Origin of the sequence: Alkalicoccus chagannorensis DSM 18086 (assembly GCF_000429725.1) — a bacterium.
GTDB lineage: Bacteria > Bacillota > Bacilli > Bacillales > Salisediminibacteriaceae > Alkalicoccus > Alkalicoccus chagannorensis.
Genome location: NZ_AUCK01000001.1, coordinates 395,891 through 421,075, shown reverse-complemented (window position 1 = coordinate 421,075; position 25,185 = coordinate 395,891). Strand labels below are relative to the sequence as shown.

Annotated in this window: 27 protein-coding genes and 1 pseudogene; 27 read left to right on the top strand and 1 reads right to left on the bottom strand. The window is 52.1% G+C overall.

Annotated features, from left to right (window positions below; all coding sequences use genetic code 11):
- Positions 1-14 precede the first annotated feature (14 nt).
- The 17 genes and pseudogenes from trpE to G477_RS0102040 all read left to right on the top strand — a co-directional run bounded on the left by trpE (position 15) and on the right by G477_RS0102040 (position 15,682).
- Positions 15-1,544, top strand: a complete 1,530-nt coding sequence (gene trpE, locus G477_RS0102115; protein ID WP_026696532.1) for an anthranilate synthase component I — start codon at positions 15-17, stop codon at positions 1,542-1,544.
- On the top strand, positions 1,516-2,520 hold the full coding sequence (trpD, locus tag G477_RS0102110; protein ID WP_026696531.1) for an anthranilate phosphoribosyltransferase: 1,005 nt from the start codon (positions 1,516-1,518) through the stop codon (positions 2,518-2,520). The genes trpE and trpD overlap by 29 nt, the downstream gene beginning before the upstream one ends.
- Before the next feature lie 2 nt (positions 2,521-2,522).
- Entirely contained in the window at positions 2,523-3,287 is a 765-nt protein-coding gene (gene trpC, locus G477_RS0102105; protein ID WP_026696530.1) for an indole-3-glycerol phosphate synthase TrpC, read from the top strand.
- Positions 3,284-3,886, top strand: a pseudogene (locus G477_RS21655) (phosphoribosylanthranilate isomerase); the annotation flags it as partial. The gene trpC and the pseudogene G477_RS21655, both read left to right, overlap by 4 nt.
- A gap of 6 nt (positions 3,887-3,892) precedes the next feature.
- Positions 3,893-5,110 carry a tryptophan synthase subunit beta gene (gene trpB, locus G477_RS0102100; protein WP_026696529.1) on the top strand — a complete coding sequence of 406 codons (1,218 nt, stop codon included), beginning with the start codon at positions 3,893-3,895 and terminating at the stop codon, positions 5,108-5,110.
- Positions 5,107-5,916, top strand: a complete 810-nt coding sequence (gene trpA / locus G477_RS0102095; protein WP_026696528.1) for a tryptophan synthase subunit alpha — start codon at positions 5,107-5,109, stop codon at positions 5,914-5,916. Before trpB ends, trpA begins: the two co-directional genes overlap by 4 nt.
- Positions 5,913-7,004, top strand: a complete 1,092-nt coding sequence (hisC, locus tag G477_RS0102090; RefSeq protein ID WP_026696527.1) for a histidinol-phosphate transaminase — start codon at positions 5,913-5,915, stop codon at positions 7,002-7,004. The genes trpA and hisC overlap by 4 nt, the downstream gene beginning before the upstream one ends.
- 1 nt (position 7,005) lies before the next feature.
- Positions 7,006-8,109, top strand: a complete 1,104-nt coding sequence (locus G477_RS0102085) for a prephenate dehydrogenase (RefSeq protein WP_026696526.1) — start codon at positions 7,006-7,008, stop codon at positions 8,107-8,109.
- Positions 8,110-8,132: 23 nt separating this feature from the next.
- Entirely contained in the window at positions 8,133-9,434 is a 1,302-nt protein-coding gene (gene aroA / locus G477_RS0102080; protein ID WP_026696525.1) for a 3-phosphoshikimate 1-carboxyvinyltransferase, read from the top strand.
- A gap of 161 nt (positions 9,435-9,595) precedes the next feature.
- The gene (locus tag G477_RS0102075) at positions 9,596-10,861 is read left to right on the top strand and encodes a tetratricopeptide repeat protein (protein WP_026696524.1); all 1,266 of its coding nucleotides are present in this window, start codon (positions 9,596-9,598) and stop codon (positions 10,859-10,861) included.
- Between the two features lie 66 nt (positions 10,862-10,927).
- On the top strand, positions 10,928-11,512 hold the full coding sequence (locus G477_RS0102070) for a ReoY family proteolytic degradation factor (protein WP_084406087.1): 585 nt from the start codon (positions 10,928-10,930) through the stop codon (positions 11,510-11,512).
- Between the two features lie 51 nt (positions 11,513-11,563).
- Positions 11,564-12,013 carry a YpiF family protein gene (locus G477_RS0102065; protein ID WP_026696522.1) on the top strand — a complete coding sequence of 150 codons (450 nt, stop codon included), beginning with the start codon at positions 11,564-11,566 and terminating at the stop codon, positions 12,011-12,013.
- Between the two features lie 143 nt (positions 12,014-12,156).
- Entirely contained in the window at positions 12,157-12,660 is a 504-nt protein-coding gene (locus G477_RS0102060) for a QcrA and Rieske domain-containing protein (RefSeq protein WP_026696521.1), read from the top strand.
- 18 nt (positions 12,661-12,678) lie between these two features.
- Positions 12,679-13,350, top strand: a complete 672-nt coding sequence (gene qcrB, locus G477_RS0102055) for a menaquinol-cytochrome c reductase cytochrome b subunit (protein ID WP_026696520.1) — start codon at positions 12,679-12,681, stop codon at positions 13,348-13,350.
- 22 nt (positions 13,351-13,372) lie between these two features.
- Complete coding sequence (locus tag G477_RS18455) at positions 13,373-14,260, top strand: menaquinol-cytochrome c reductase cytochrome b/c subunit (protein WP_051287606.1); 888 nt, start codon at positions 13,373-13,375, stop codon at positions 14,258-14,260.
- Between the two features lie 70 nt (positions 14,261-14,330).
- Positions 14,331-14,960, top strand: a complete 630-nt coding sequence (gene lhaT, locus G477_RS0102045; protein ID WP_035210866.1) for a lipoprotein heptaprenylglyceryl N-acetyltransferase LhaT — start codon at positions 14,331-14,333, stop codon at positions 14,958-14,960.
- 35 nt (positions 14,961-14,995) lie between these two features.
- Positions 14,996-15,682, top strand: coding sequence for a zinc metallopeptidase (locus G477_RS0102040; RefSeq protein ID WP_026696518.1), 687 nt, complete (start codon positions 14,996-14,998; stop codon positions 15,680-15,682).
- Between the two features lie 826 nt (positions 15,683-16,508).
- Here the strand turns inward: G477_RS0102040 and G477_RS0102025 are convergent.
- On the bottom strand, positions 16,509-17,384 hold the full coding sequence (locus tag G477_RS0102025) for a YitT family protein (protein ID WP_026696516.1): 876 nt from the start codon (positions 17,382-17,384) through the stop codon (positions 16,509-16,511).
- Positions 17,385-17,611: 227 nt separating this feature from the next.
- On the opposite strand from G477_RS0102025, the gene G477_RS0102020 reads away from it, so the two are divergent.
- From G477_RS0102020 to panD, 10 genes are all read left to right on the top strand, one after another.
- The gene (locus G477_RS0102020) at positions 17,612-17,920 is read left to right on the top strand and encodes a nucleotide pyrophosphohydrolase (protein ID WP_415783231.1); all 309 of its coding nucleotides are present in this window, start codon (positions 17,612-17,614) and stop codon (positions 17,918-17,920) included.
- A 1-nt stretch (position 17,921) separates the two neighbouring features.
- Positions 17,922-18,731: a 4-hydroxy-tetrahydrodipicolinate reductase gene (gene dapB / locus G477_RS0102015; RefSeq protein ID WP_026696514.1), complete on the top strand. Its 810-nt coding sequence runs from the start codon at positions 17,922-17,924 to the stop codon at positions 18,729-18,731.
- Between the two features lies 1 nt (position 18,732).
- Positions 18,733-19,149, top strand: coding sequence for a methylglyoxal synthase (gene mgsA, locus G477_RS0102010; RefSeq protein WP_026696513.1), 417 nt, complete (start codon positions 18,733-18,735; stop codon positions 19,147-19,149).
- A complete protein-coding gene (gene bshB1, locus G477_RS0102005; RefSeq protein ID WP_026696512.1) occupies positions 19,149-19,841 on the top strand; it encodes a bacillithiol biosynthesis deacetylase BshB1 in 693 nt (230 codons plus the stop codon). The genes mgsA and bshB1 overlap by 1 nt, the downstream gene beginning before the upstream one ends.
- Complete coding sequence (gene bshA / locus G477_RS0102000) at positions 19,838-20,959, top strand: N-acetyl-alpha-D-glucosaminyl L-malate synthase BshA (RefSeq protein WP_026696511.1); 1,122 nt, start codon at positions 19,838-19,840, stop codon at positions 20,957-20,959. The genes bshB1 and bshA overlap by 4 nt, the downstream gene beginning before the upstream one ends.
- A complete protein-coding gene (locus G477_RS20395; protein ID WP_026696510.1) occupies positions 20,956-22,023 on the top strand; it encodes a hypothetical protein in 1,068 nt (355 codons plus the stop codon). Before bshA ends, G477_RS20395 begins: the two co-directional genes overlap by 4 nt.
- Entirely contained in the window at positions 22,016-22,960 is a 945-nt protein-coding gene (locus tag G477_RS0101990; RefSeq protein WP_051287605.1) for a biotin--[acetyl-CoA-carboxylase] ligase, read from the top strand. The genes G477_RS20395 and G477_RS0101990 overlap by 8 nt, the downstream gene beginning before the upstream one ends.
- Before the next feature lie 130 nt (positions 22,961-23,090).
- The gene (panB, locus tag G477_RS0101985; protein ID WP_026696508.1) at positions 23,091-23,906 is read left to right on the top strand and encodes a 3-methyl-2-oxobutanoate hydroxymethyltransferase; all 816 of its coding nucleotides are present in this window, start codon (positions 23,091-23,093) and stop codon (positions 23,904-23,906) included.
- A 1-nt stretch (position 23,907) separates the two neighbouring features.
- Positions 23,908-24,759 (top strand): pantoate--beta-alanine ligase, encoded by an 852-nt coding sequence (gene panC, locus G477_RS0101980; RefSeq protein WP_026696507.1) that lies wholly within the window; start codon positions 23,908-23,910, stop codon positions 24,757-24,759.
- Positions 24,756-25,136 (top strand): aspartate 1-decarboxylase, encoded by a 381-nt coding sequence (gene panD, locus G477_RS0101975; RefSeq protein ID WP_035210864.1) that lies wholly within the window; start codon positions 24,756-24,758, stop codon positions 25,134-25,136. The genes panC and panD overlap by 4 nt, the downstream gene beginning before the upstream one ends.
- The last annotated feature ends 49 nt before the right edge of the window (positions 25,137-25,185 follow it).

Here is a 25,185-nt window from a genome sequence, read left to right as displayed (position 1 = left end):
GATGAGGTGAGACGATGTTTTCAATGACAAAAGAAACATTCCGAACAGAGGCAGCGGTGTACCGGACAGTTCCGCTGTCGGCAACGGTTGTTGCAGATACCAAGACGCCGATCCAGCTGTTTCAACAGTTTGATCAGGAGGCGGCATTCCTGTTAGAAAGTAAAGATCCTGTTTCCCCGTGGTCGAATTATTCTTTTATTGGTCTGACGCCGACTTCGTTCCTGCAGGATGAAGAAGAAACTTTCGTACACCGCGGAAGAGACGGCACATTCTATTGGAAGGAAGCGGATCTTCAGACTGCATGGGAGAGAATCATGGATGAGCTGCACATGTCACCGAAGCTTCCGGATCTGCCGTTTCCCGGCGGAGCTGTCGGGTATCTCGGTTTTGAAGGGTTCCGTTATTATGAGCCGCGTGCCGGGGGGGCGGAGCCCGGAGTACATGATGCCAGGTTTATGTTCTGCAGCACGATTCTTGCTTTTAACCATAAAGAAGAAACGCTGACGCTCGTTCATTTTCAACAGACAACCGCCGGGGTGGACAAGGCCTACGATGAAGCAGAAGGCATTCTCCGGGACTTGATGCAGCGGATCGAGGAAAGCCCGGCCTCCGGATTTCCACTGATTCCGGTGGAGGATGAAGTACCGGATGACGTCTTTGCCGGGGTGACATCGAATTATTCAAAAGAAGGATTCGAAGCAGATGTACAGAAAATCAAAGATTACATCGCCCAGGGAGACGTGTTCCAGACTGTCTTATCCCAACGTTTTGAACTACCTGTACAGTCGGACGGATTTTCCTTATACCGGGTGCTCCGGAAAGTGAATCCGAGTCCGTATTTGTATTATATTCGATTCGATGATCAGGATATTATCGGGAGTTCACCGGAAAGACTGGTCAAGGCCGACCAGGACCGGAAGCTGGAGATTCATCCTATCGCCGGGACGAGGCGACGCGGTGCAGACAAAAAAGAGGATGAAGCATTAGCTGCAGAACTGGCAGCCGATGAAAAAGAACAGGCGGAGCATCTGATGCTCGTGGACCTTGCCAGAAATGACATCGGCAGGGTCAGCGAATACGGAAGTGTAGAGGTGCATGACTTGATGGACGTCTCTTATTTCTCCCATGTCATGCATTTAACGACCCGGGTGACCGGAATGCTGCGGGAAGACGTGCACCCGTTTGAAGCTCTCTATTCCACGCATCCAGCAGGTACTGTCTCCGGTGCTCCTAAAGTACGGGCGGTGGAAATCATCCAGGAGCTTGAAAAGCAGCATCGTGGCGTTTATGCCGGTGCTGTCGCTTACTACGGATTCAACCGGGCGATTGATTCCTGTATTGCAATCCGTACGATTGTGCTCAAAGATGGCCGAGCTTACGTTCAGGCAGGCGCAGGAGTTGTTCAGGATTCGGTTCCTGCTTTAGAATGGGAAGAGACGAGAAACAAGGCGAAAGCACTGCTTTACGCCATTCAGTTAGCAGAGAAGAGAACAGCAAAGGAGGAGATCCTGTCCTATGAATCTTCACAAAGTAATGACAGGTGATCAGTTGAGCAGAGAAGAAGCCCGGCAGCTTGTCGAAGCGATGATGAGCGGGTCGGTAAGCAGAGAAGAGATGGCTGCCGTACTTGCAGTGCTTTCCTACCGCGGAGAAACAGCGGAGGAGATTGCCGGATTTGCATCCGGGATGATCAACAAAGCGGTAAATGTAGAACTGCCGATGCCGCTTCTGGATACGTGCGGAACGGGAGGAGACGAGGCTGGAACGTACAACATTTCAACAGCTTCAGCGATCCTGCTCAGTGCTCTCGGAGTTCCTGTCGCAAAACACGGAAACCGGAGCGTATCATCTAAAAGCGGGAGCGCAGATGTGCTGGAAGAGTTGAACGTTCCGTTTCAAACCGGTCAGACGGCGGCGGAAACGAGGCTTAAGGAACATCACCTGACCTTTTTCTTCGCGCCGTTTTATCATGAAGCCATGAAGCACGTAGCTCCGGTCAGAAAGGCACTTGGAAGAAGAACGATTTTCAACCTCCTCGGGCCGTTGACGAACCCGGCACAGGCGTCGCATCGGGTCATCGGTGTATACAGCAGGGAGGCTGCTTCCAAGATGGCTGAAGCCGCACGGCTGCTGAATATCGAACGGGTCCTCTTCGTCACAGGAGAAGACGGCCTTGATGAAGTGACAACCCAGGGGGTTTCCCACGTTATCGAAGTATTCGACGGTCAGCGCAGGGAATACGATGTCACCCCTGAAGACTTCGGCATGTCACGAACCTCACTGGAAGGTGCCACTGCTGCGGATGCCGCAGAAAGTGCCTCGATCATCCTTCAAGTATTCAACAAGGAAGGCTCCCGTGCTGCCGAGCAGCTGCTGCTGCTGAATGCGGCGGCCGGGCTCTATACGGCCGGCCGGGCTTCCACCTGGAAAGAAGGTGTGGAACTGGCGAGTGAAGCACTCGGGTCTACCGTTCTGCAGCATATGGAAGCACTTCAGACAAAGGAGCGGAACAAAGCATGAGTATCCTGACGACTATTAAAGATCGGAAAAAGGAAGAAATCCGCAGCCTTCATCTGCCGGAGCGGGCCGATGTGAGCAGAGAGAAGCGTTCATTTGCAGATTCTCTCCGTCGTGCTTCCCTGCAGCCGGGTGTTATCGCCGAAGTGAAAAAAGCATCTCCTTCCAAAGGCGTCATTGTAGAAGATTTTCATCCGGCTTCAATTGCTGCCGAGTACGAAGAGGCTGGAGCGGCAGGGATCTCGGTGTTGACCGACCGTGATTTTTTCCAGGGAGACAATGCCTATCTGACTGCAGTGAAGCAGACAGTAGGACTCCCCGTGCTGCGCAAAGATTTCATTATAGATGAAATTCAGGTCCGGGAGGCGGACTTGATTGGAGCCGACGCTGTCCTGCTGATTGCAGCCATTCTTGACCGTGCACAGCTCCAGGAGCTTCATGATCAGGCTGTTGAAGCGGGAATGGAAGTTCTTGTAGAGGTTCACAACGAAGAAGAGGCGGAGAAAGTCCTTTCCGTTATCCGTCCCGCCCTTTTCGGGGTTAATAACCGGGATTTAAATACGTTTGAAACGGATCTGGAAGTGACGAAACGGCTGGCAGGATACACACCGGAAGGCAGTCTTCTCATCAGTGAGAGCGGTGTCCACACCGCTGCAGATGCTCAAAGGCTCAAGTCCTATGGAGCCTCAGGGCTTCTCATTGGAGAAGGGTTTATGCGGAGTCAGTCCCGGAGCAGTTTTCTGCAGACGCTGCTGGGTGGTTCAGCATGACAAATCTGAAGCTTTGTGGAACCTCAACCTATGAGGACTATGTAAAAGCCGTTTCTGCACAACCAGATGCTGTCGGTTTCATTTTTGCTGACAGCAGGCGGCGGGTATCCCCAGTGGATGTAAAAGGGTGGACACGTAAATACCCTGCACCGGATGTCCTGCTGGCAGGCGTGTTCGTGAACGAAACTCCTGAGACGGCGGCACGGACGGCAGATATTGCCGGACTGCATGTCATTCAGCTGCATGGAAACGAAACCCCTGCACAGGTGCTAGCACTCCGTACGTTGACGAGTAAAAAAATATGGAAGACGATTCATCACGGACCGGACGCCCTCGGTTGGATGCAGCAGTTCGAAGGGCTCGTAGACGGGTATGTCATAGATACGAAAACAGACAGTCAGTGGGGCGGCAGCGGCATTCAATTTGATTGGAAGACAGTACCAGCCTATACGAACGAAGCCTCCCGGCAGGGTGTCTTCTGCTGGACGGCTGGAGGAATTAAACCGGAGAATGTTCATGAGCTGCTCGCCTATGCACCGTGGGGAATCGATGTTTCTTCCGGTATAGAAACCGATGGAAAAAATGATGAAGGGAAGATTGCTGCTATGAGTAAAGCTGCGAAAAGTCGTTATGCTGCGCCGGACAAACTTGGCCGCTATGGGGACTTCGGTGGTAAGTATGTTCCCGAAACGCTGATGTTTGCCCTGGAGGAACTGGAGAATGCGTACCGGGAAGTAAAAGACGATCCAACGTTCCAGGAGGAGCTGGACAAGGAGCTGAAAGAATACTCCGGACGGCCTACAGCTTTGACGCACGCACCGCGCCTCTCCGAATATTACGGCGGTGCACAGATTTATTTGAAGCGGGAAGACTTAAACCACACCGGCGCGCATAAAATAAATAATGCGCTGGGGCAGGCCATTCTGGCAAAACGAATGGGGAAAACCCAGATTATAGCAGAAACAGGTGCTGGTCAGCACGGGGTCGCCTCCGCAACGGTTGCCGCTCGTTTTGGTATGAGCTGTAAAGTGTTCATGGGTGCAGAGGATATTAAGCGGCAGGAGCTGAACGTCTTCCGTATGCGTCTGCTTGGAGCAGAGGTAATCGAGGTAACTTCCGGCGGGAAGACGTTAAAAGATGCAACAAACGAAGCGATCCGGCACTGGGTTGCGAACGTCAACGACACCTTTTATCTGATCGGCAGTGTCGTCGGTCCGCATCCGTACCCGATGATGGTCCGGGATTTTCAAAGCATCATTGGAGTGGAGAGCCGTGCCGGTATGCTCGAACAGCTCGGCAGACTGCCGGATGAAGTCGTCGCCTGCGTCGGCGGGGGAAGCAATGCGATGGGGATGTTCTACCCGTTCCTGAATGATCAAAGCGTTCAGCTTGTCGGTATCGAGGCTGCAGGAAAAGGCATCGATACGCCGTTGAACGCAGCAACGTTGACAAATGGACGCAAAGGGGTGCTGCACGGCTCACTTTCCTACCTGATTCAGGATGAAGAAGGAAATATCATTGAACCTTATTCTATTTCGGCCGGGCTTGACTACCCGGGAATCGGTCCGGAGCATGCACACTTAAAAGATACGGGAAGAGTAAAATATGAACCGGCGACCGATGACGAATCGATGAGAGCACTTGAAGACCTCTGCCGTAAAGAGGGCATCCTGCCGGCTATCGAGACCGCTCATGCACTGGCCTATGCGGCCAGAGAAGCGGGCAAACGAGGGAAGGATGAAACGATGCTGATTTGTCTTTCCGGCCGTGGAGACAAAGATGTAGATACGATTCAGGAAGCACTGGAGGGCACCAGCGAATGAACCGATTAACGAATGATACGTTCCAACAGAGCAGGGAAAAATTTGTTCCCTATATCATGAGCTCCTTCCCTGATTATGATTCTTCGATCGACATTGCGCTGTCGCTGGAAAAAGCCGGAGCGGATGCACTGGAATGGGGCGTGCCATTCAGTGACCCGCTCGCAGACGGTCCAGTGATTCAAAAAGCAGGAGAGGCAGCGCGGAGAGCCGGAGGTGGACTGAAGACAGCCATTGCCGGAGCAAAAGAAGCGAGGGAACGCGGACTAGCAATTCCGATGGTCCTCTTCACCTATGTTAATCCTGTGCTCTCTCTCGGATATGAACAAGTACTGGACCGGATGCAGGATGCAGAAATGGATGGCATCCTAATACCGGACCTTCCTCACGAAGAGGCAGCAGAGCTGAGAACACGCTGCCGTGACCGGGGAATTTCGCTGATCAATCTGGTTGCGCCGACATCGAAGTCAAGGATGAAAGAGATAGCCGGTCTTGGAGACGGATTTTTGTACTACGTGACTTCTCTTGGGGTGACAGGTACAAGGGAAAACTTCAACAAAGATCTGGAACAGTCGATCCAGGAGCTCAAACAGGCTTCACATGTTCCTGTGCTCGCAGGATTCGGCATCTCCAAAGCGGAGCACGTCCAGTACTTTCAGCAGATTGCAGACGGCGTCATCGTCGGCAGTGCGCTCGTTCAGTTCATCACCGATAGAAGCAGCGCGCTTCTGTCCGATCAGCGTGAGCAGGCTCTGGAAGAAATTGAGGACTTTGTAAGAGAACTGACTGAAGGAGGGCAGCCTGTATGAAAGTAAAGCAGTCGATGGTAGGCCTTACGCCTTACCAGCCCGGCAAACCAATAGAAGAAGTGAAAAAGGAGCTTGGTCTGGAAGAAGTGATCAAGCTTGCTTCCAACGAAAATCCGTACGGAGCATCCCCGTCTGTCGGACCTGCCGTACAGGAAGCCCTCGGTAATGTTGCGGTGTATCCGGATGGATATGCCAAGCTGCTGCGGATGCGGACAGCGGAAAAACTCGGCGTGAGCGAAAAGCAGCTCATTTTCGGGAACGGCTCGGATGAAGTAATCCTGATTCTCTGCCGAGCGATGCTTGGACCGGAAGATAATATCGTAACCGCGGTTCCAACGTTTCCGCAGTACAGACACAATGCGGTGATTGAAGGAACAGAAGTGAAAGAAGTACCGCTGCAGGATGGGGTCCACGACCTGGATGCCATGGCAGATGCAGTAGATGAGAAGACGAAGATCGTCTTTGTCTGCAATCCGAATAATCCATCGGGAACGTATGTAAATGAAGAAGCTTTCCGGGACTTCATGAAGAACATTCCGCCTCATGTGCTCGTCGTCAGCGACGAGGCTTATGTGGAGTATGTCCAGGCGGATGACTACCCGGATACGATTCCGATGCTGAACACGTACACGAACCTCCTTATTCTTCGTACGTTCTCTAAAGCTTACGGCATCGCTTCTCTGCGCGTCGGTTTCGGCATTGGCCATGAGGCGCTCGTCCAGTCGATTGAACCAGGCAGGGAGCCTTTTAATACGAACAGCGCGGCCCAGGCGGCGGCTGTCGCAGCATTGGAAGACGAAGCCTTCCTTCAGGACTGCGTAGCGAAAAACACGGAAGAACGGCAAAAAATGGAGCAGTTCTGTGAAGAGCATGGCTTCTCCTACTATCCTTCAGAAGCGAACTTCATCCTCATGAGCGTCGGCAGACCCGGTGGAGAGGTATTTGAAACGCTGCTGAAGGCTGGATTCATCGTTCGTAACGGGGAAGCACTCGGTTTTCCTGACTACGTCCGCATTACCCTCGGCAGCAGCAGCCAGAACGAACGCATTCGTCATGAACTGCTGCAATGGCTGAAGCAGGAGGTTTAATGTGGTCAAAAAGGTGTTTATTGCCGGCCTCGGCCTGATCGGCGGGTCACTCGCCCTGGCTGTAAAAAAGCAGCATCCTCAAGTGACCGTGACTGGTTTTGATATTGATGATCAGGCCGTGAAATTGGCCAGCAGCCTGCAGATCATCGATGAAGCGGCTCCGAGCCTGGAAACTGGAGCGGCGGAAGCAGATGTTATTATTATGTCCGCTCCTGTTGAAAGTACGATCCGTTTGATTCATGAACTGGAGCAGACAGACCTGAAACCCGGCGTTCTGATTACGGATGTCGGAAGTACGAAGCAGTCCGTTGTCCAGGCGGGCAGAAAACTCACTGCTAAAGGAGCTGTTTTCATCGGAGGACATCCGATGGCGGGTTCCCATAAAACAGGTGTGGAAGCTTCCAAGGAACGGCTGTTTGAGAATGCTTTTTATGTTTTAACACCGACCGAAGATACTCCTGCGGGCTCCCTGATCCAGCTGCAGAACCTGCTTCGGGGAACGAAGGCGAAATTCATGGAACTGGACCCGGAACAGCACGACAAGTACGCCGGCCTTATCAGTCATCTCCCTCATATCATTGCTTCTGCGCTCGTCCATCAGATGGATGAAACCGGGAAGGAAGAGCCGGTCGTCCAGCAGCTCGCTGCAGGCGGCTTCCGGGATATCACCCGGATCGCGTCTGCTTCTCCTGCTATGTGGCGCGATATTCTTATGCATAATAAGGATACGCTGCTTCCGATGATGGCGGACTGGCGCGGCAGAATGGAAGAAATAGAGCGCCTCCTCGCAACCGGAGATGAACAGGCTGTGTATGCATTCTTTTCGGACGCAAAAGCTGCCAGAGACCGACTTCCTTCCAAACAAAAAGGGGCAATTCTTCCTTTTTATGATTTGTATGTCGATATTCCGGACCATCCGGGTGTGATTTCCGACGTGACAGCAATCCTGGCGAAACAGAATATCAGCATTACCAATATCCGTATTATCGAAGCGCGTGAAGGAATCATGGGCGTGCTCCGCCTCAGTTTCCGTTCAGAAAGTGACCTAATCTACGCGAAAGCAGTTCTGAAAGAACATATGTATGAAACATACGATGCACCATAAACCGAGGAGAGGATGAAGCACGAATGGATAGAGTCATACAGCAGGCGGAACACCCCCTCCGCGGCGCGGTGACGATTCCAGGGGACAAGTCCATCAGCCACCGGGCAGTACTGTTCGCATCCATTGCCGATGGAACGAGCGTCATACGTGGTTTTCTGCGTGGCGAGGACTGTCTGAGTACGATCCGCTGCATGCGGGCTCTTGGAGTTGAAATCGAAGAAACGGAGAACGAAATCATGGTGCACGGCAGAGGAGTGCACGGCCTGAAAGAGCCCGAAGCACTGCTGGATGTCGGCAATTCGGGCACGACGATCCGCCTGCTGTCCGGCATCCTCGCAGGGCAGCCGTTTGGAACAGCGCTGGCGGGGGATGATTCCATCGCCAAGCGACCAATGAGGCGGGTCACGGGTCCGTTGAAGATGATGAACGCTGCGATTGACGGCAGGGACCATGGACAGTTTACGCCGCTCTGGATCCGTGGAGGTTCCCTGCAGGGAGTGCATTTCTTTTCCCCGGTTGCGAGCGCCCAGGTGAAGTCCGCCGTTCTTCTTGCCGGTCTCTATGCAGCTGGTACGACAACGGTCACAGAGCCGGATATTTCGAGAGATCATACGGAGCGGATGATGGATACGTTCGGCGTGACGGTAGCCCGCAGCGGGCGGTCTGTCTCCATTGATGGAGGCCAGGAACTCCGCGCTGCAGAGGTGGAAGTCCCCGGTGACATTTCTTCCGCCGCCTTCATGCTGACAGCTGGAGCGCTCGTTTCCGGCAGTGAGGTGACAGCAGCAAATACAGGGATGAACCCCACTCGGACAGGAGTGGTGGATGTTCTGCAGCGGATGGGGGCGGATTTGACAGTGGAGAACGAACGAATGCTGGGGGGAGAGCCCGCAGCAGACCTCCGTATCCGTGCCGGCCGGCTGAAAGCAGTCGAAATTAGTGGTTCAGACATCCCCCGGCTGATTGATGAGATTCCCGTGCTGGCTCTCGCAGCAACGCAGGCAGAGGGAACGACGCGGATCAAAGATGCTGCTGAATTGAAGGTAAAAGAGACGAATCGTATCGACACGGTCGTGAACCAGCTTAACAAACTCGGCGCTTCCTGTGAGGCTACTGAAGATGGGATGGTCATTCATGGACCGACGCCCCTCTCCGGTGCCGAAGTCGAGAGTTTCCATGACCACCGCATCGGTATGACCATGATCCTTGCGGGGCTGATTGCAGATGGAGAAGTGACGGTCAAAGATACCGAAGCAGTCAATGTTTCCTATCCGGGCTTTTTCGAACACCTTTCTTTTCTTCAGTCGTCGTCGCAAGCACAGTGAGCAGACGTCCGCACAGTTGAATAAACAGAAGAAGCCGTCCCGCAGGAGGAGCCGGCTTCTTTCTTTTTCCACACCATGAAAAACCTAGGGCCACCTGATATTCCAGTTGTACAATTGGCAGCGCTTCTGGGAAAATGAACAAGGTAAAGGAGTGAAGCGTAATGAATGAAAAACTACAGGAAGCCATTAAAAATATTGAAGAAGGCTATCATGAAGAAGGGCTTCAAAAAGTCAATGAGCTTATTAAAGAGGCCGATGATGAAACGAAGAGAACAGCAGCAGAACTTTATTACGAGCTTGGGCTGGTCGATCAGGCACTGGAGCTGGCGGAAGAATTAATGTTCCGGTATCCGGACCACGGTGAACTGTTTGCTTTTGCATCCGAGTGCTATATCGAGCTCGGGAGAGAAGAAGAAGCGGTCGATATGCTGAATGAAATCGGGGAAAAAGATCCGAGCTTTGTCCAGGCGAGGCTGCTTCTCGCTGATTTGTACGAGCATCAGGGACTAGAGGAAGTAGCAGAGACGAAGCTGCTGGAAGCAGTAACCCACATGCCTGAGGAGAGCGTCCTGCAGCTTGGTCTTGCGGAATTTTATTTGAACCGCGGAGACTATCAGCAGGCAGTCAGCTATTACAAAAAGGTGATTTATCAGGGGAACCTGCCGGATGATCTGCCTGTCCACCCTCAAGTCCGCCTGGCAGAAGCGTATAGTGCGAGCGGGCAGTTTGAAGAGGCCCTGGAACATTATAAAGAAGGACTCAAAGAAGAACAGACGGCTGACGGTTTATTTGGTTTCGGCATCACTTCACTGCAGCTGCAGGATTACCAGACGGCAGTTGACGCGTTTACGCAGCTGCTGGAACAGGATCCGGACTATACAACAGGCTACGGCCCTCTTGCGAAAGCTCAACTCGCGATGAAGAAGTGGGAGGACGCTCAGGAAACGCTGCAGGAAGGGATTCAGCGGGATGAATACAACGAAGAGCTCTACCTTGAAATGGCCCGGCTTCAGCTGTCCAGAGGCGCAGATGAAGAAGGGCGTGACTTCTTAAAGCGCGTGATCGCGCTGAATCCGTCCAACGTAGGCGCAGTCCAGGAAGCTCTTTTTTACTACGACGAAGAAGAGGATTACGAAGAGATGCTGGAACTGATTCGTTTTCTGGATGATTATCATGAGTTTGATCCATTGTACGAACGTTTCCGGGCAAAGGCTCTGTTTGAAGAAAACGATGTTGCAGGAGCTGCTCAGGCAATGGATGTCGCCGTATCCAGCCTCGCGCGGGACGAACGTCTTCTGGAAGAGGCGGCCGTGATGTTTTTTGCGAACAGGCAGAAAGAAAAAGCCGTGCCGCTGCTGAAAGAACTGCTCGAAATGGACCCGGAGCGAGAAGACATCCGACAACGCCTTCAGGAAGAAGAAATTTAGCAGGAAAGCGCTTTTTTTGCAGGATTACGAGAACGTGCGTAGAATAAGTACTGTAAGCACAAAAATATGATACCCAGTAGTACATGGGAGGGATCTGCAGTGAATAATCCGATACCAGTGATGGACAAAAAGGAATTTTTGAAATGGTTTCTGGAGAAATACCAGCTGAAGCGCCGGGAATGTGCATGGCTTCTCAATTTTCTGATGAGTGATGACATGCTGATGGAACGAGTGCACTTTGTTGAACATGCAGAGCATTGTCCGAAAGCATTGATGATTTCATCCAACGATGTCGATCAGGTGCCTTTTGCCTTTCACAAACACCGCCACGTGACGATGGATGCAGAGAAATCTTTTCATGATATCAGACTGAACCGGAACGAGGATATTTACATCCAGCTGAATTTTCAGGATAAGCTGGCACTGCCGAACTATGCCGCTGTCCTGGAGGAAAACCCGTACCTGCCTAAAGATGAAAAGGAAGCGTCCGTGAATGCGCTTCTGGCCGAACTGGTACTCGATGAATCGATGCGGTCGGTTAAAATGCTGCAGCTGGAAGAACAGATTGATGCAGCGCTGGAAGAACAGGATAAAGAACGGTTTATTGAGCTTTCCAGAACGTACTCCCAATTAAAAGCCCTTGAATCCTAGGGCTCTTTTTTCTGCGCACGCAGTCAGACTCAGGAAAGGAACGATTTTGTTATGAAATGGACGAATGCAGATGCCGATCTCTATCAGAAGGCGAAGGAATATGTTGATACAGCGGTTATTCCGCTTGTGCCTGCTGCGGGTGGAAAGAAACTGGAAGAATCCATTATGATGGGGGAGTTTGTCGAACATTTGACTGATTATCTGGAACGGCAGTATAAAGGACGGGTGTTTCTGCTGCCTTCGTTTACTTACCTGAGGGGGGAGACGGGTGCTGCAGACCGCCTCCGTGAATGGACGTACCATTTCGAGGAAGAAGGGTTCCAGCATTTCCTTTTTGTGACTGCCGATATGGCATGGCGTCAGGAACGGATGGAAGATGCAGGTGAGCTCGTCTGGCTGCCGGCATTTGATGTCTCCGGACTGGATGGAGCCCAGCGCAGACAGGCTGTTGAACAGCAGGCGCAGCAGATCATTCCGCTTATGACCGGAAAGTGGTCCTAGGCTGGGCGGGACACACTATTATTCTTCAAAAGTGATTGTCTGCTCACGATTGACACGGCAGTATTTGATGGGCTATGATGATTATGTCTTAGTATGATATTTTCTTTTATTGTGTGTAGAAACGGAAGTGAGGAGGGAAGGTCGTGAGCGAGAAAAAACACCGAGTGTCAAGGCGCCAGTTCCTTACCTATACACTGACCGGTGTAGGTGGTTTCATGGCAGCAGGAATGCTCGCTCCAATGGTCCGCATGGCACTGGATCCCGCGCTGGAAGTCGGCGAAGAGGGTGACTTTGTGTCCGTGGGACTGAGTGAAGACGAGGTATCGGAAGAGCCTCAGCGCGTGGACTTCACGAGAGAAATTGAAGACGGCTGGTACGAATCCGAGCAGAACCAGTCTGCCTGGGTGGTCCGCATAGATGGAGAAATTCTAGCATTGTCTCCAATATGTACGCACCTCGGCTGTACGGTTGACTGGGGAACGAACGATGACCATCCGGAAGAATTTTTCTGTCCATGTCATTTTGGACGGTTTGAACGGGACGGAACAAACGTTGCGGGTACGCCGCCGACAAGGCCGCTTGACGAGTATGAAGTCGATGTCAGGGACGGTATGATTTATCTGGGAGATATCAATCAGCGTGGTTAATGAAGGGGGGCCAACACTTTGCTGAATAAAATCTACGATTGGGTGGATGAACGGCTCGACATAACCCCTCTTTGGCGCGATATCGCCGATCACGAGGTTCCTGAGCACGTCAATCCGGCCCATCACTTTTCGGCTTTTGTTTACTGTTTCGGCGGGCTGACATTCTTTGTCGTCGTCATTCAGATTCTGTCAGGTATGTTCCTGACAATGTATTACGTACCGGATATCATTCATGCCCACGAATCTGTTTATTACCTGCAGAACGAGGTAACGCACGGGATGATTGTACGCGGCATGCACCACTGGGGTGCCAGTCTGGTTATCGTTATGATGTTTTTACACACCCTGCGTGTTTTCTTTACCGGTTCCTACAAAAAACCGCGTGAATTGAACTGGGTGGTCGGTGTGCTATTATTCTTTGTCATTCTTGGTCTAGGTTTCACAGGATACCTTCTGCCATGGGACATGAAAGCTTACTATGCGACAGTAGTAGGACTTGAAATTGCGGAGGCAGCACCGTTCGTCGGCGAATTTGCTCGGATACTGCTTGCCGGTGGAGACGTCATAGGTGCTCAGACGCTTGCCCGATTCTTCGCGATCCACGTCTTCTTCCTTCCGGGAGCGCTGCTTGGACTGCTGGGAGCCCACTTCTTCATGATCCGTAAGCAGGGTATTTCCGGACCATTGTAAAAAGAAAGGAGGAGAGGACAATATGCATCGCGGAAAAGGCATGAAGTTCGTCGGAGACTCACGGGTTCCGGCGGAACGTAAACCGAACATACCCAAAGACTATTCTGAGTATCCTGGTAAAACAGAAGCCTTCTGGCCGAACTTTCTTTTGAGAGAGTGGATGGTCGGAGCGGTATTTCTGATCGGGTACCTTGTATTATCCGTAGCTCATCCTGCGCCGCTTGAGACCATTGCGGACCCTACAGAAACCGGATACATTCCAATTCCGGACTGGTATTTCCTTTTCTTATATCAGCTGCTGAAATATGAATTCGCTGCAGGTCCATACACAGTGATGGGAGCTGTTGTTATACCGGGAATTGCCTTCGGCGCTCTGCTGCTGGCCCCTTGGCTCGACGGCGGGAAAGACCGACGTCCTCAGAACCGGCCGATCGGCACCGGCCTGATGCTCCTCGCAGTTGTCGCTATCGTTTTCCTTACCTGGGAATCCGTTGACCAGCACGACTGGACAGCAGCAGATAACTACGCGGTAGATGCCGAAGAGCTGGATATAGATGAGTCTGCGGAGGGGTATGAAATTTATCAATCGCAGGATTCCTGTATCGGCTGTCACGGCGGAGATATGCAGGGCGGAGCAGCCGGCCCGAGCGTATTCGAAAGTGACTACGATGAAGAAGAGATCATCGATCTTATTCAGAACGGTATTGGTGAAATGCCGGCAGACCAGTTTGACGGGTCTGATGAGGAACTTCAGATCCTTGCTGAGTACATCGCTGCGGACGGCCAGCCGGAAAACGGCGGCGGTAACGGAGACGATGGTAACGATGACGATGAGAACAATGATGAGAACGACGAAGACGAAGACAACAACGAAGAGAACCAAGAGAACGAAGAGAACAATAACGAATAAAACGAGGGGAGAGCCGGCTGATGTGTGTGTCCGCCGGCTCTCCCTCTGTCTGTCCGGGAGGTAGCCTGCGTTGAACGAATACATAGCAAAAGTGCTGCTGGATAAACCAATATTATGGACGCTTTTTCTCATCAATGCGGCAGGAACAATATACGGATATTACTGGTACGAACAACAACTGATGCAGACACCTTGGTATTTTCTTCCTTTTGTGCCGGACAGTCCTACAGCGAGTTTATTTTTTACGATTGTACTTGCCGGTTACATCTTCGGAAAACAGTGGCCGCTGATTGAAGCACTGGCAGCGGTGACGTTAATCAAATATGGGGTTTGGGCAGTCGTCATGAATGTGTCAGCAGGTGTCGTAGGCGGGGAGCCGATCAGCCTCGTGAGCTGGATGCTGATCTTTTCCCATGCGGGTATGGCGCTGCAGGCACTGCTGTATCTGCCGTTTTTCAAACTGAAGGCATGGCATCTTATATGTACGGCAGTATGGACGATACACAATGATATCATTGACTACCTCTTCGGGATGCACCCCTGGGTCGCTCGATCGCTGACCCCCTATCTCAGCGAAATTGGCTACTTCACGTTCTGGCTCAGCCTGATTTCTCTCGGGGCAGTCTGGTGGGGAAATAAGGCGTGGCGTCCGCTCTTTCAGCAGTTCGCAATGATTGACACTTCTAAAAAGTTTGACTAAAATTGATGTTAGACAACGAGAGGGGAGGAAGATACATGTTCGGCTCTATGACAGCGTTTATTATTTATTTCGCAATCCTGCTTATTGTCCCTCTATGGGCCAGCTCCAGGGTGAAAAGCACCTATAAAAAGTACTCTCAGGTACGTGCCTCTTCCGGAATGACCGGCGCAGAAACAGCGCGCAAGATTCTCGATGACAACGGGTTATACAATGTGTCGATCGAACCGGTCAAAGGACAGCTGACGGATCATTACGATCCACAGTCTAAAGTGGTGCGGCTCTCAGAAGGCAACTACTACGGTAACTCAGTAGCTGGTGCAGCCGTAGCCGCCCATGAGGTGGGCCACGCCATCCAGGATGCGGAGAATTATGCTTTTCTCCGGTTCCGTTCTTCTCTCGTCCCTATGGCGAGTTTTGGTTCAAATGCATCGATTTTCCTCATCATCGGCGGCATGCTGCTGACGATGTCCGAGTTAATGCTTGCCGGGATCGTGCTCATGTCCTTCGCAGTTCTATTTCAGCTCGTGACACTGCCGGTGGAATTCAATGCTTCCACCAGGGCCATGGACCAGGTTGTGGCCAGTGGCGTCATTCAGAACAACGAAGAGCGTGAGACGAAAAAAGTGCTTAACGCAGCTGCACTTACGTACGTAGCATCTGCTCTCGTCGCGGTCATTGAACTGATCCGTTTCGTGCTGATGTACTTCATGATGGATGATTAATCAGGACAACCGGGATGGAAAGATGCCCGGGCGAAGAAAGAAGAGGCTGGGACAACATCGTTCTCCAGCACGTTAAAAACGCTTTCGATGATCCGATTGGATCGTCGAAAGCGTTTTGTTTGTATAACATCATCATGAACCTGCCTCCCCTGCAGTGAACGTTCTCACATTCTCTCCAGGAAGGGCAGCCTCTGTTTCACCTGGAGATCTTTTTTACACGTTAGGAATGTGTACGTTTTTTTGCAGGGGGACGGCGGCGATGTCGGCTGCGCGGGAAGCAGGATGCCCGCATGGTTTCCTCAACGAACCTGCGATACAAGCCGTTCCGACGAAAAGCTGCTCGGCACTTTTGGTCTGGAGATATCAAGCCCGTACAGTCTGGACAGTGGGTTGATTATGGAAAGACAAGCACTCGGGAAAAGGGAGAGCTGAAGATGTCCTGCTGCTGTTCTTTCAACGGTCAGCGGAAGGCTTGCCAGCGACAGGCGATGCTCCTTGGGGGAAATCACCCTTGCGATGCAGAAAGTCCTCACCAGAGACAGGCTGAGGACTTCTTTCGATTCTGGTATTTTCAAGCCTTTTTCTTTAAAGGATGGATGGAAGACGAGGCGGGACAATGACTGGTTTTAGCTGCCGCTGTGAATGCATGCAGCACCTTCCGTTTTTCGAAACCATCCGAACTATATTCGGAAAGAACGTGCTGCTTCGACCGGCTGGCGGTGAAAACCGAGAGATTCAGTCCTGAGCGGCCCGGTATGCCGACGGTTAAAAAGGCGGGAGCGCCCGATGTTGATCCATGAAGCCTACCCCTGCACATGTTTAGTACTTAAGGAACCTGAATTGGCTTCTTATCTTCATCCAGGGTGAATCCTTCCCCCATGATGTCCTGAACGTCCATTAACGTAACGAAAGCATGAGGGTCTGTGCGTGCAATCAGCTGCTTTAAGCGTACCATTTCATTTCTTGATACAACGCAGTACAATACTTCTCTGTCAGCACCGGTAAAAGAGCCGCGCCCCTGCAGCAGGGTGGCGCCGCGGTCCATTTCTTCGAGAATGGATTTTGCCAGAATCGGGGCATTGTTTGAAATGATCATTGCTGCTTTCCCAGAATAGGCGCCCTGCTGAATAAAATCGATGACTTTGGCAGCGATAAACACGGCGAGCAGGGTGTACATCGCTTCGCGGTAATTCAGGTAGATCAGTGACGTCGTAATAACACCCGCATCAAACACGAACATGGTTCGTCCCATGCTCCAGCCGTAGTATTTGAATCCGAGTTTGGCGATAATATCGACGCCACCGGTCGTACCCCCGTAACGGAAAACAATACCGAGACCTGTCCCGATGAAGACGCCGGCAAAAAGGGCTGCGAGGGTCATATCATCGTGAAGAGGGATTTCTATGAACCTGAATTCCTGAAACACCCATAGGAAAATAGATACGGCAAATGTACCAATCAACGTATACAAAAAGACAGTGCGGCCGAGCACTTTCCAGCCAATGAAGAAAAGAGGGAGATTGAGCCAGATGTTGGAATAGGCAGGATTCAATTCAAACATGAAGAAAAGCAGCAGCGTAATACCGGTAAAACCTCCGTCAGCCAAGTTGTTTTCCATGTTAAAATAGACGAGTCCGAAAGACATTACCGCCGAACCTAAAAGAATGAATGCAATATTTTTGGCATGCTGCCATGGTTTCATGATGCACCTCCAAGTATAGAGAATCGATGTGTGCGTCCGTTTCAGTCAATCGTTGGAAAGAGACATACGACTCTATTACATCGCAGTCATGTGCCTGCGTCAAGCTCATACGGGAAGTTTACGGGCAGCAGTCTGCTCTATTTGTCAAAATCAGACGAATCGGCTACGATGATGGTGGAGTACATAGCAGGTATGGAGGGATGGACGTGACGAAATCAACGGAAGACATGCAGCAGGAAGTAGATCAGTACATCGGACAGTTCAAGGAAGGCTATTTCGGACCGCTCTCCATGATGGCCCGGTTAACTGAAGAAATGGGAGAACTGGCAAGAGAAGTGAACCATTTTTATGGAGAAAAGCCAAAGAAAGCATCCGAGGGAGAAAAAACGATGGAGCAGGAGATCGGCGATGTCCTGTTTGTGATGATCTGCCTGGCGAATTCGCTCGATATCGACCTAGAAGAGTCGTTCGATCTGGTGATGGAAAAATTTAAAACAAGAGATAAAGACCGATGGACAAAGAAGGAGGATGCCTGACATGACGAGAATTGCAGTCGCAGGACCAAGAGGGAATATGGGGAAGGAAGCGGTGCAGCTGGTTGAGCGAACGGACGGGTTTACCCTGGCAGCTGTGATCGATCATCGTTTCAATCAAGGGAAGATGATGGATGCCGAAGGGATGGCGGATCTGGATGTTCCCGTGTACAAGGACGTCGACAGCTGCTTCACATCGGAAAAAATCGATGTCCTCGTAGATCTCACCAATCCGGAGACGGGGAAAGTTCATCTGCGTAAAGCATTGGAGCACCGAGTCCGGCCGGTCGTCGGGACGACCGGATTTTCAGAGGAAGATATTGACGAACTAGGTCGTCTTGCAGAAGAGAAAGAGCTGGGCGCGCTGATCGCTCCCAACTTTGCAGTGGGAGCCATTCTTCTAATGAAATTTTCCAAAATGGCTGCAGCTTACATGGAAGATGTCGAAATCATTGAACAGCACCACGACCGGAAACTCGATGCGCCTTCCGGTACAGCGATGAAAACAGCGCAGATGATCGCGGAAGTGCGGAAGGAAAAACAGCAGGGACACCCTGAAGAATCGGAAGCATGGGCTCATGCACGAGGTGCAGACTATGAAGGCATGAAAGTGCACAGTGTCCGTCTTCCTGGGCGGGTGGCCCATCAGGAGGTTCTGTTTGGAGGCGAAGGGCAGACCTTGACTCTGCGGCACGACTCCTTGAACCGGACGTCGTTCATGCCCGGAGTTAAACTCGCGATTGAGGAAGTGCAGACTTATACGGGACTGGTATACGGACTGGATCAGCTTATAACGCTGGAAGGAGATCAGTGATATGAATATTGCATGTATTGCACATGACAAGAAAAAAGACGACCTCGTTCAATTTTTGACAGCATATGAGCCGGTGCTGGAGCCGCATTCCCTTTTTGCAACTGGAACAACAGGGCAGCGGATTATGGAGGCGTCAGATCTGCATGTGGAACTTTTTCGTTCCGGCCCGCTCGGTGGAGACCAGCAGATTGGCGCACTGATTGCGGAAAACCGCATGGATCTCGTCTTTTTCTTCCGGGATCCGCTTACAGCACAACCCCACGAACCGGACATCAATGCCTTGATCCGTCTCTGTGATGTATACAGCATTCCACTCGCAACCAATATGGCGACTGCGGAAGTACTGATTGCAGGTCTCGCGAGGGGAGATCTGGCGTGGAGAGAAATTGTGCGCGGCGAGGCAAGGGGGAACTCCTGATGGCCGATGTGCTCTGCGTCGGAGCTCATCCGGATGACATTGAAATCGGCATGGGAGGAACCGCTGCTAAAGCTGCAGCGTCCGGGAGAAGCGTGGAATTTCTCTCCTTGACGGAGGCAGAATGTTCTTCGAATGGAAATCCGTCCATACGCCGACAGGAAGCCGCAGAAGCGGCTTCCTGTATCGGAGCGGGACATACCATATGGACATTTCCGGACAGAGGGCTGCATCTTCATTCGGAGGACATACGTGCCGAACTGATTCAACTGATCCGTTCGCTCCGGCCGGGTCTTGTATTTGCTCCAGCTGCTCCCGACCGACACCCCGACCATGAAACATGCGGCAGTCTCGTGCGTACCGCTTGTTTCGATGCCGGTGTCAAAAAAATCGGAACGGGCCCCCCATATCGGCCTGAAAAGCTGTATTATTATCAGATTAACGGGCTCGGCAGACCCGACACAGCTGTGGATATATCAAGTACGGCTTCGTTGAAGCGGGAGGCGCTGCAGTGTTATGCGTCCCAGTTTGAAGGGGGATCTGGTCAAACGGCGACTCCACTAACAAAAGGATACCTGGATGATACTGCTGCAAGAGATCGTCTTTACGGTCGGGAAGCGGGAACAGAAGCAGCAGAAGGGTTTCAAGTGGAGGGGCTGCCGATACTGCCCTTATTTGAGGAGTTTTCATCATGAAAATAGGAATCACGTGCTACCCGACCGTCGGCGGATCCGGCGTGGTTGCCACCGAACTCGGCAAAGCCCTTGCTGCAAAAGGGCACGATATTCACTTTATAACCTCGAGCATGCCCTACCGATTGAATGGAGGGGAATCGAATATTTATTTTCATGAAGTAACGGTCAGTTCCTATGCTGTGTTCCAGTACCCACCTTACGATCTGGCACTCGCAAGCCGGATGGCGGATGTCATTAAGCGGGAGGAACTCGATGTCCTGCACGTTCACTATGCTGTTCCTCACGCGGTGAGCGCCTACTTGGCGAAAGAAATGGCCGGAAGTGATGTGAAAATTGTAACGACACTGCATGGAACAGATATTACCGTGCTTGGATACGATCCTTCCCTATCCGACATTATCCGTTTCGGCATCGAAAAATCGGATGCGGTCACTGCTGTATCCCATGACTTGATCCGCCAGACGAGAGAACTGCTGGATGTAGAACGACCGGTTGAAACGGTTTATAATTTTGTGGATCCGGACATATATTACCCAAGAGAAGATAAAGAAATACGGGAATCGATCGGGCTTGATGAAAGCACGTTTATCATGTCCCACGTCTCCAACTTCAGAAAAGTGAAACGGGTGGAGGACGTCGTACATACGTTTGCTCGTGTTAGACATGAGCAAAAGGCTGCGCTGCTGCTGATTGGGGAGGGGCCTGAAATGCCCGTCATCCGACGGCTGACAGAAGAACTCGGGGTCGAGGACGATGTGATTTTTGCCGGCAGTCAAAAAAGAGTGGCTGAGCTGCTTGCAGCCAGTGACGTGAATCTCCTTCTGTCTTCAAAAGAGAGCTTTGGATTAGTTCTTCTGGAGGCGATGGCCTGCGGGGTTCCTGTCATAGGTTCCGATGCAGGTGGCATCCCGGAAGTAATCGAAGAAGGCATCAGCGGCTTTATCCGCCCGCTCGGAGATATTGATGCGTTTACAGAAGCTGCGCTGCAGCTGGCCGAAGATCAACCGCTGCAGCGGCGTATGGGATTAGCTGCTGCTGAGCGGGTACAGACGACGTTTAACCGCGATTTGATTGTGCAGCAGTATGAACGTGTGTATCTCCAGGCGTGCGGTCGATGACGATGAAGCGAGGACGCAGCATTTTGAATCAATGCTCAGCGTGCGGAATCGAGGCCTTTCTTGTCGGGGGAGCCGTCCGCGACTATGTAAGAGGAAGTATCAGTCAAGATCTAGATGTAGCTGCAGCGGCAGATGAAGCTGATTTACGGCGCTGTTTCGGCCGGGTCGTGCCCGTCGGGAGGCAGCATGATACGTATTTGATCTTCCCTTTTGGAGAGCCGGTGGAAGTAACGAGAATGAGAACCGGACTGAAAGAGGATTTAAAGCGGCGGGACTTTACCATCAATGCGATGGCTATGGACCGTGAGGGTACACTGATAGATCCGTATTCCGGAAGCAGACACCTGCAGGAAGGCATCCTTGCTTCTCCGGTGCCGGAGACGGTTTTTCAAGAGGATCCTCTGAGGATTTTACGAGCAGTCCGGATGATGACGGAATTTGAATTAGAGATGGAGCCGGTGCTGTATGAAGCCTGGAACAGGGACTGCCGACGGACCGAAGAGGTGCCGGCGGAGCGTCTCGTGAAAGAAATGGACCGCTGGAGAAAAATCCGCTGGCATAAGGCATCTTGGAAACGGGCAGCCACACTGCTTCTCCGCTGCAGCCTGCCGATTCATCCCGATCCGGATCAGGTGCAGCGCTTCCCGCAGGGGGAGGTCCCTGCGGCTGTCTGGTGGGCACTTCTGCTCCCGGAGCAGGCATTATCGATGCCGGGACTTGCTGCAGACGTGCGCAGAGGAGCTGCGTCTATTCGAAGAGCAGTTGACAGAGTCCCATGGTCGGACTGGGAACTATACCAGCTCGGTCAGAAAAGGCTGGAAGAGACGCTGACCTGTCTCTGGATGTGTGGCAGCAGTATAGACGTCCACTATTGGATGGGAAAGTATCATCAGCTTCCGATCCACGAAACATCTGATCTGCAGGTGAATGGGAGAGATTTTCAACACCTCTCCGGGAGGGATATCGGCACTCTGCTGAAAAAACTGGAGTACGACGTAGTAACAGGGCAGCGGCAGAACAGCAGAGAGGCCCTGATGAATGCTGGGAGGATATACGATGATTAAGACAGACTTGCTGCGACTGCTGCAGCAGACACCGGGCTATGTATCCGGGGAAGCAGCTGCAGCAGAGCTGAACTGCTCCAGAACGGCTGTCTGGAAAGCCGTCCAACAGCTGGAAAAAGAAGGATATGAGATCCGAGCAGTCAGACGAAAAGGATATGAGCTGCTTACCGACAGCGGCACGTTCTCAAGCCACGGGCTTGCTGCTGCACTCCGGCATCCTCGACGGATTGAGCATTTCGCTTCGATCCCGACGACGCAGACGAAGGCGAATCAATTGGCGGCTGAAGGAGCCGGAGCCGGCACCGTTGTCTCTGCGGATGAGCAGACAGGCGGCCGTGGACGGCTCGGCAGGCCATGGGCGACGGCGGAGGGTACCGGTTTGGCGGTCAGTATTATTGAACGTCCGGATATCGGGATAACGGAAGCTCCGGCTATTACGATGGCGGCGGCAGTCACTGCAGCCGAAGTACTGGAGAAGCACGGGGTTCATCCTGCGATTAAGTGGCCGAATGACCTGCTGCTCGAGGAGAAAAAAGTGTGCGGCATTCTGACGGAGATGCAGTCAGATCCTGACGAAATCCGGTCGATTGTCATCGGGATCGGCATGAACGTGAACGAGACGTCGTTTCCTGCAGACATCCCTGCTGTTTCGCTGTATCAGCATACCGGTGTCGTGTGGAACAGAACCTCATTGACGGCAGAGCTGCTTGATCACTGGTTTGAGCAGCTGCAGCTGTTTGAGCGCGAGGGATTTGCCGCTTTTAAAGACCGTTGGGAGAAAAGAGCATATAGAATCGGCATGGAGATTACCATCCATCAGCCCCGTGGTGACATAACCGGAACGATGGAAGGGATTGACGAGACAGGCAGGCTGCTGCTCCGTCTGAGTGACGGGACGCTGCAGCCGGTTGTCTCCGGAGATGTTCCGATTGGATGATTTCGACACAATGCCTGGAAATTGATATAATATGAGCTGGACAGTACCAGAAGGACTGTACCGGAAAGACACCATCAATGGAAAGACTGCCTTGATCCTGATTATAGGACAGGGACAGAAGGAGGCTGACATGAAGCATACAACAACTTCTCTGAAGAAGATGAAGCAGGAGAAGGATCCCATTGTCATGATGACTGCCTACGATGCTCCAGGTGCTGGGGCAGCGGAAAAGGCGGGCGCCGATGTCATCCTGGTCGGCGATTCACTTGGCATGACAGTGCTCGGCTTCGACTCTACGGTTCATGTGACGATCCCTCATATGACACACCACGGGAGCGCCGTAAAGCGTGGAGCTGCGGAGACATTTATTGTTATTGATATGCCATTTATGGCATCAAGGATCAGCAGTGCCGACACGAAAAAAGCCGCGCTGCAGCTGATGCAGCAGGGCGGTGCGGATGCTGTGAAAATGGAAGGCGCCGGCCCCCTCGTCCAGGAGACGGCTGAACTGACAGCCGGAGGCATTCCGGTAGTGGCCCACCTCGGGTTGACTCCGCAGACGGTCGGCGTGGAAGGTGGATATAAAGTGCAGGGGAAAACTCCGGAAGCACAGAAGCAGCTGCTGGAGGATGCGGAGGCGCTCGAACGCGCAGGTGCATGCATGCTGGTTCTGGAATGTGTACCGGAGGAAACGGCGAAGCTCGCTTCAGAACAGCTCCAGATTCCGGTGATCGGTATTGGCGCAGGACGCTGGACAGACGGTCAGGTTCTGGTATACCACGATATTATCGGCATGTATCAGGGACATCAGCCGAAATTTGTCCGGCAGTTTTCAGATGCCGGCGCGGTTGCCGAAGAAGGACTGGCTGCTTATAAAGAAGCGGTGAAGAAGCGGGAATTTCCGCAGGAGGCACACGCATTTCAACCTTTAAAGGAGACCTATTAAGATGGAGGTCATCCGCACAAAAAGCGAATTGAAAAGTATCCTGCAGCGAAGAAGGAAGGAGCAATCCCGGATCGGCTTTGTTCCGACGATGGGATATCTCCACTCCGGCCATACGTCCCTGATCAACGAAGCAGCCGCAGTAAGCGATGTGACCGTTGTATCTATTTTCGTTAATCCTCTGCAATTCGGAGAGGGGGAAGATTTCACAACGTATCCCCGCGACGAAGATCACGACCAGAGAGAAGCCCGGAAAGCCGGGGCGGATATTCTCTTCCTGCCTTCCCCGGAAGAAATGTATCCATCTCCGATGCGTTTTAACCTGCACGTGCAGGAAGGAGCCGATGTCCTCTGCGGTGCCTCCAGGCCGGGTCATTTTGACGGAGTAGCAACGGTTGTCATGAAGTTGTTTCAACTCGTCACCCCTGATGCTGCTTTTTTTGGACAAAAAGACGCGCAGCAGGCGGCACTGATCACAAACATGGTCGAGGACTTCGATATTGATACTCGTATTCACGTAATCCCGACCATCAGGGAAGAAGATGGACTTGCGGAGAGTTCCCGGAATGTCCGGCTGCTGCCCGAGGAGAGGGAGGAAGCGCCTCAAATCTACAGGATTCTGAACGAGGGGGCTTCCCTGGCAGAGAAAGACGGTCCCTGGACGGCAGAATCGTGGATGCAGGATGCCTTTCAAGCCTTGTCGGGAGAACTTGACTATGCAGAAATTCGTTCGTACCCAAGCCTGAAGCGGGAACAGGATCGCACCATGATTGCTGCCGCCGCATTAAAGTACAAGCACGTGCGATTAATCGATAATGTGATCTGGAACACAGATCAAAGGAGAGAAACAGAATGAGAGAAATGATGAGTGGGAAACTGCACCGTGCAGTCGTAACCGAAGCCAATCTGCAGTATGTCGGCAGCATTACCATCGATCCCGAGCTGCTGGAGGAAGTAGACATGCTCGAGAATGAAAAAGTGCAGGTGGTAAATAATAACAACGGTGCCCGCCTGGAAACGTATATAATCCCTGGTGTCAGAGGCAGCAGAACGATTTGTCTGAACGGAGCAGCTGCCCGGCATGTCCAGCCTGGGGACCACGTTATTATCATCGCGTATCAGTGGATGGACCATGCACAGGCGCTGGAGCACGTACCGAAAGTGGCGGTACTTGATGAGGAGAACAATGTGGTACAGCGCATTGGGACAGAACCGGCTTCCACTATTCTCTAGCCGTTCGAAGAGCAGTAAGAGGAGAGAGTGCCCTGCATTCTCTCCCCTC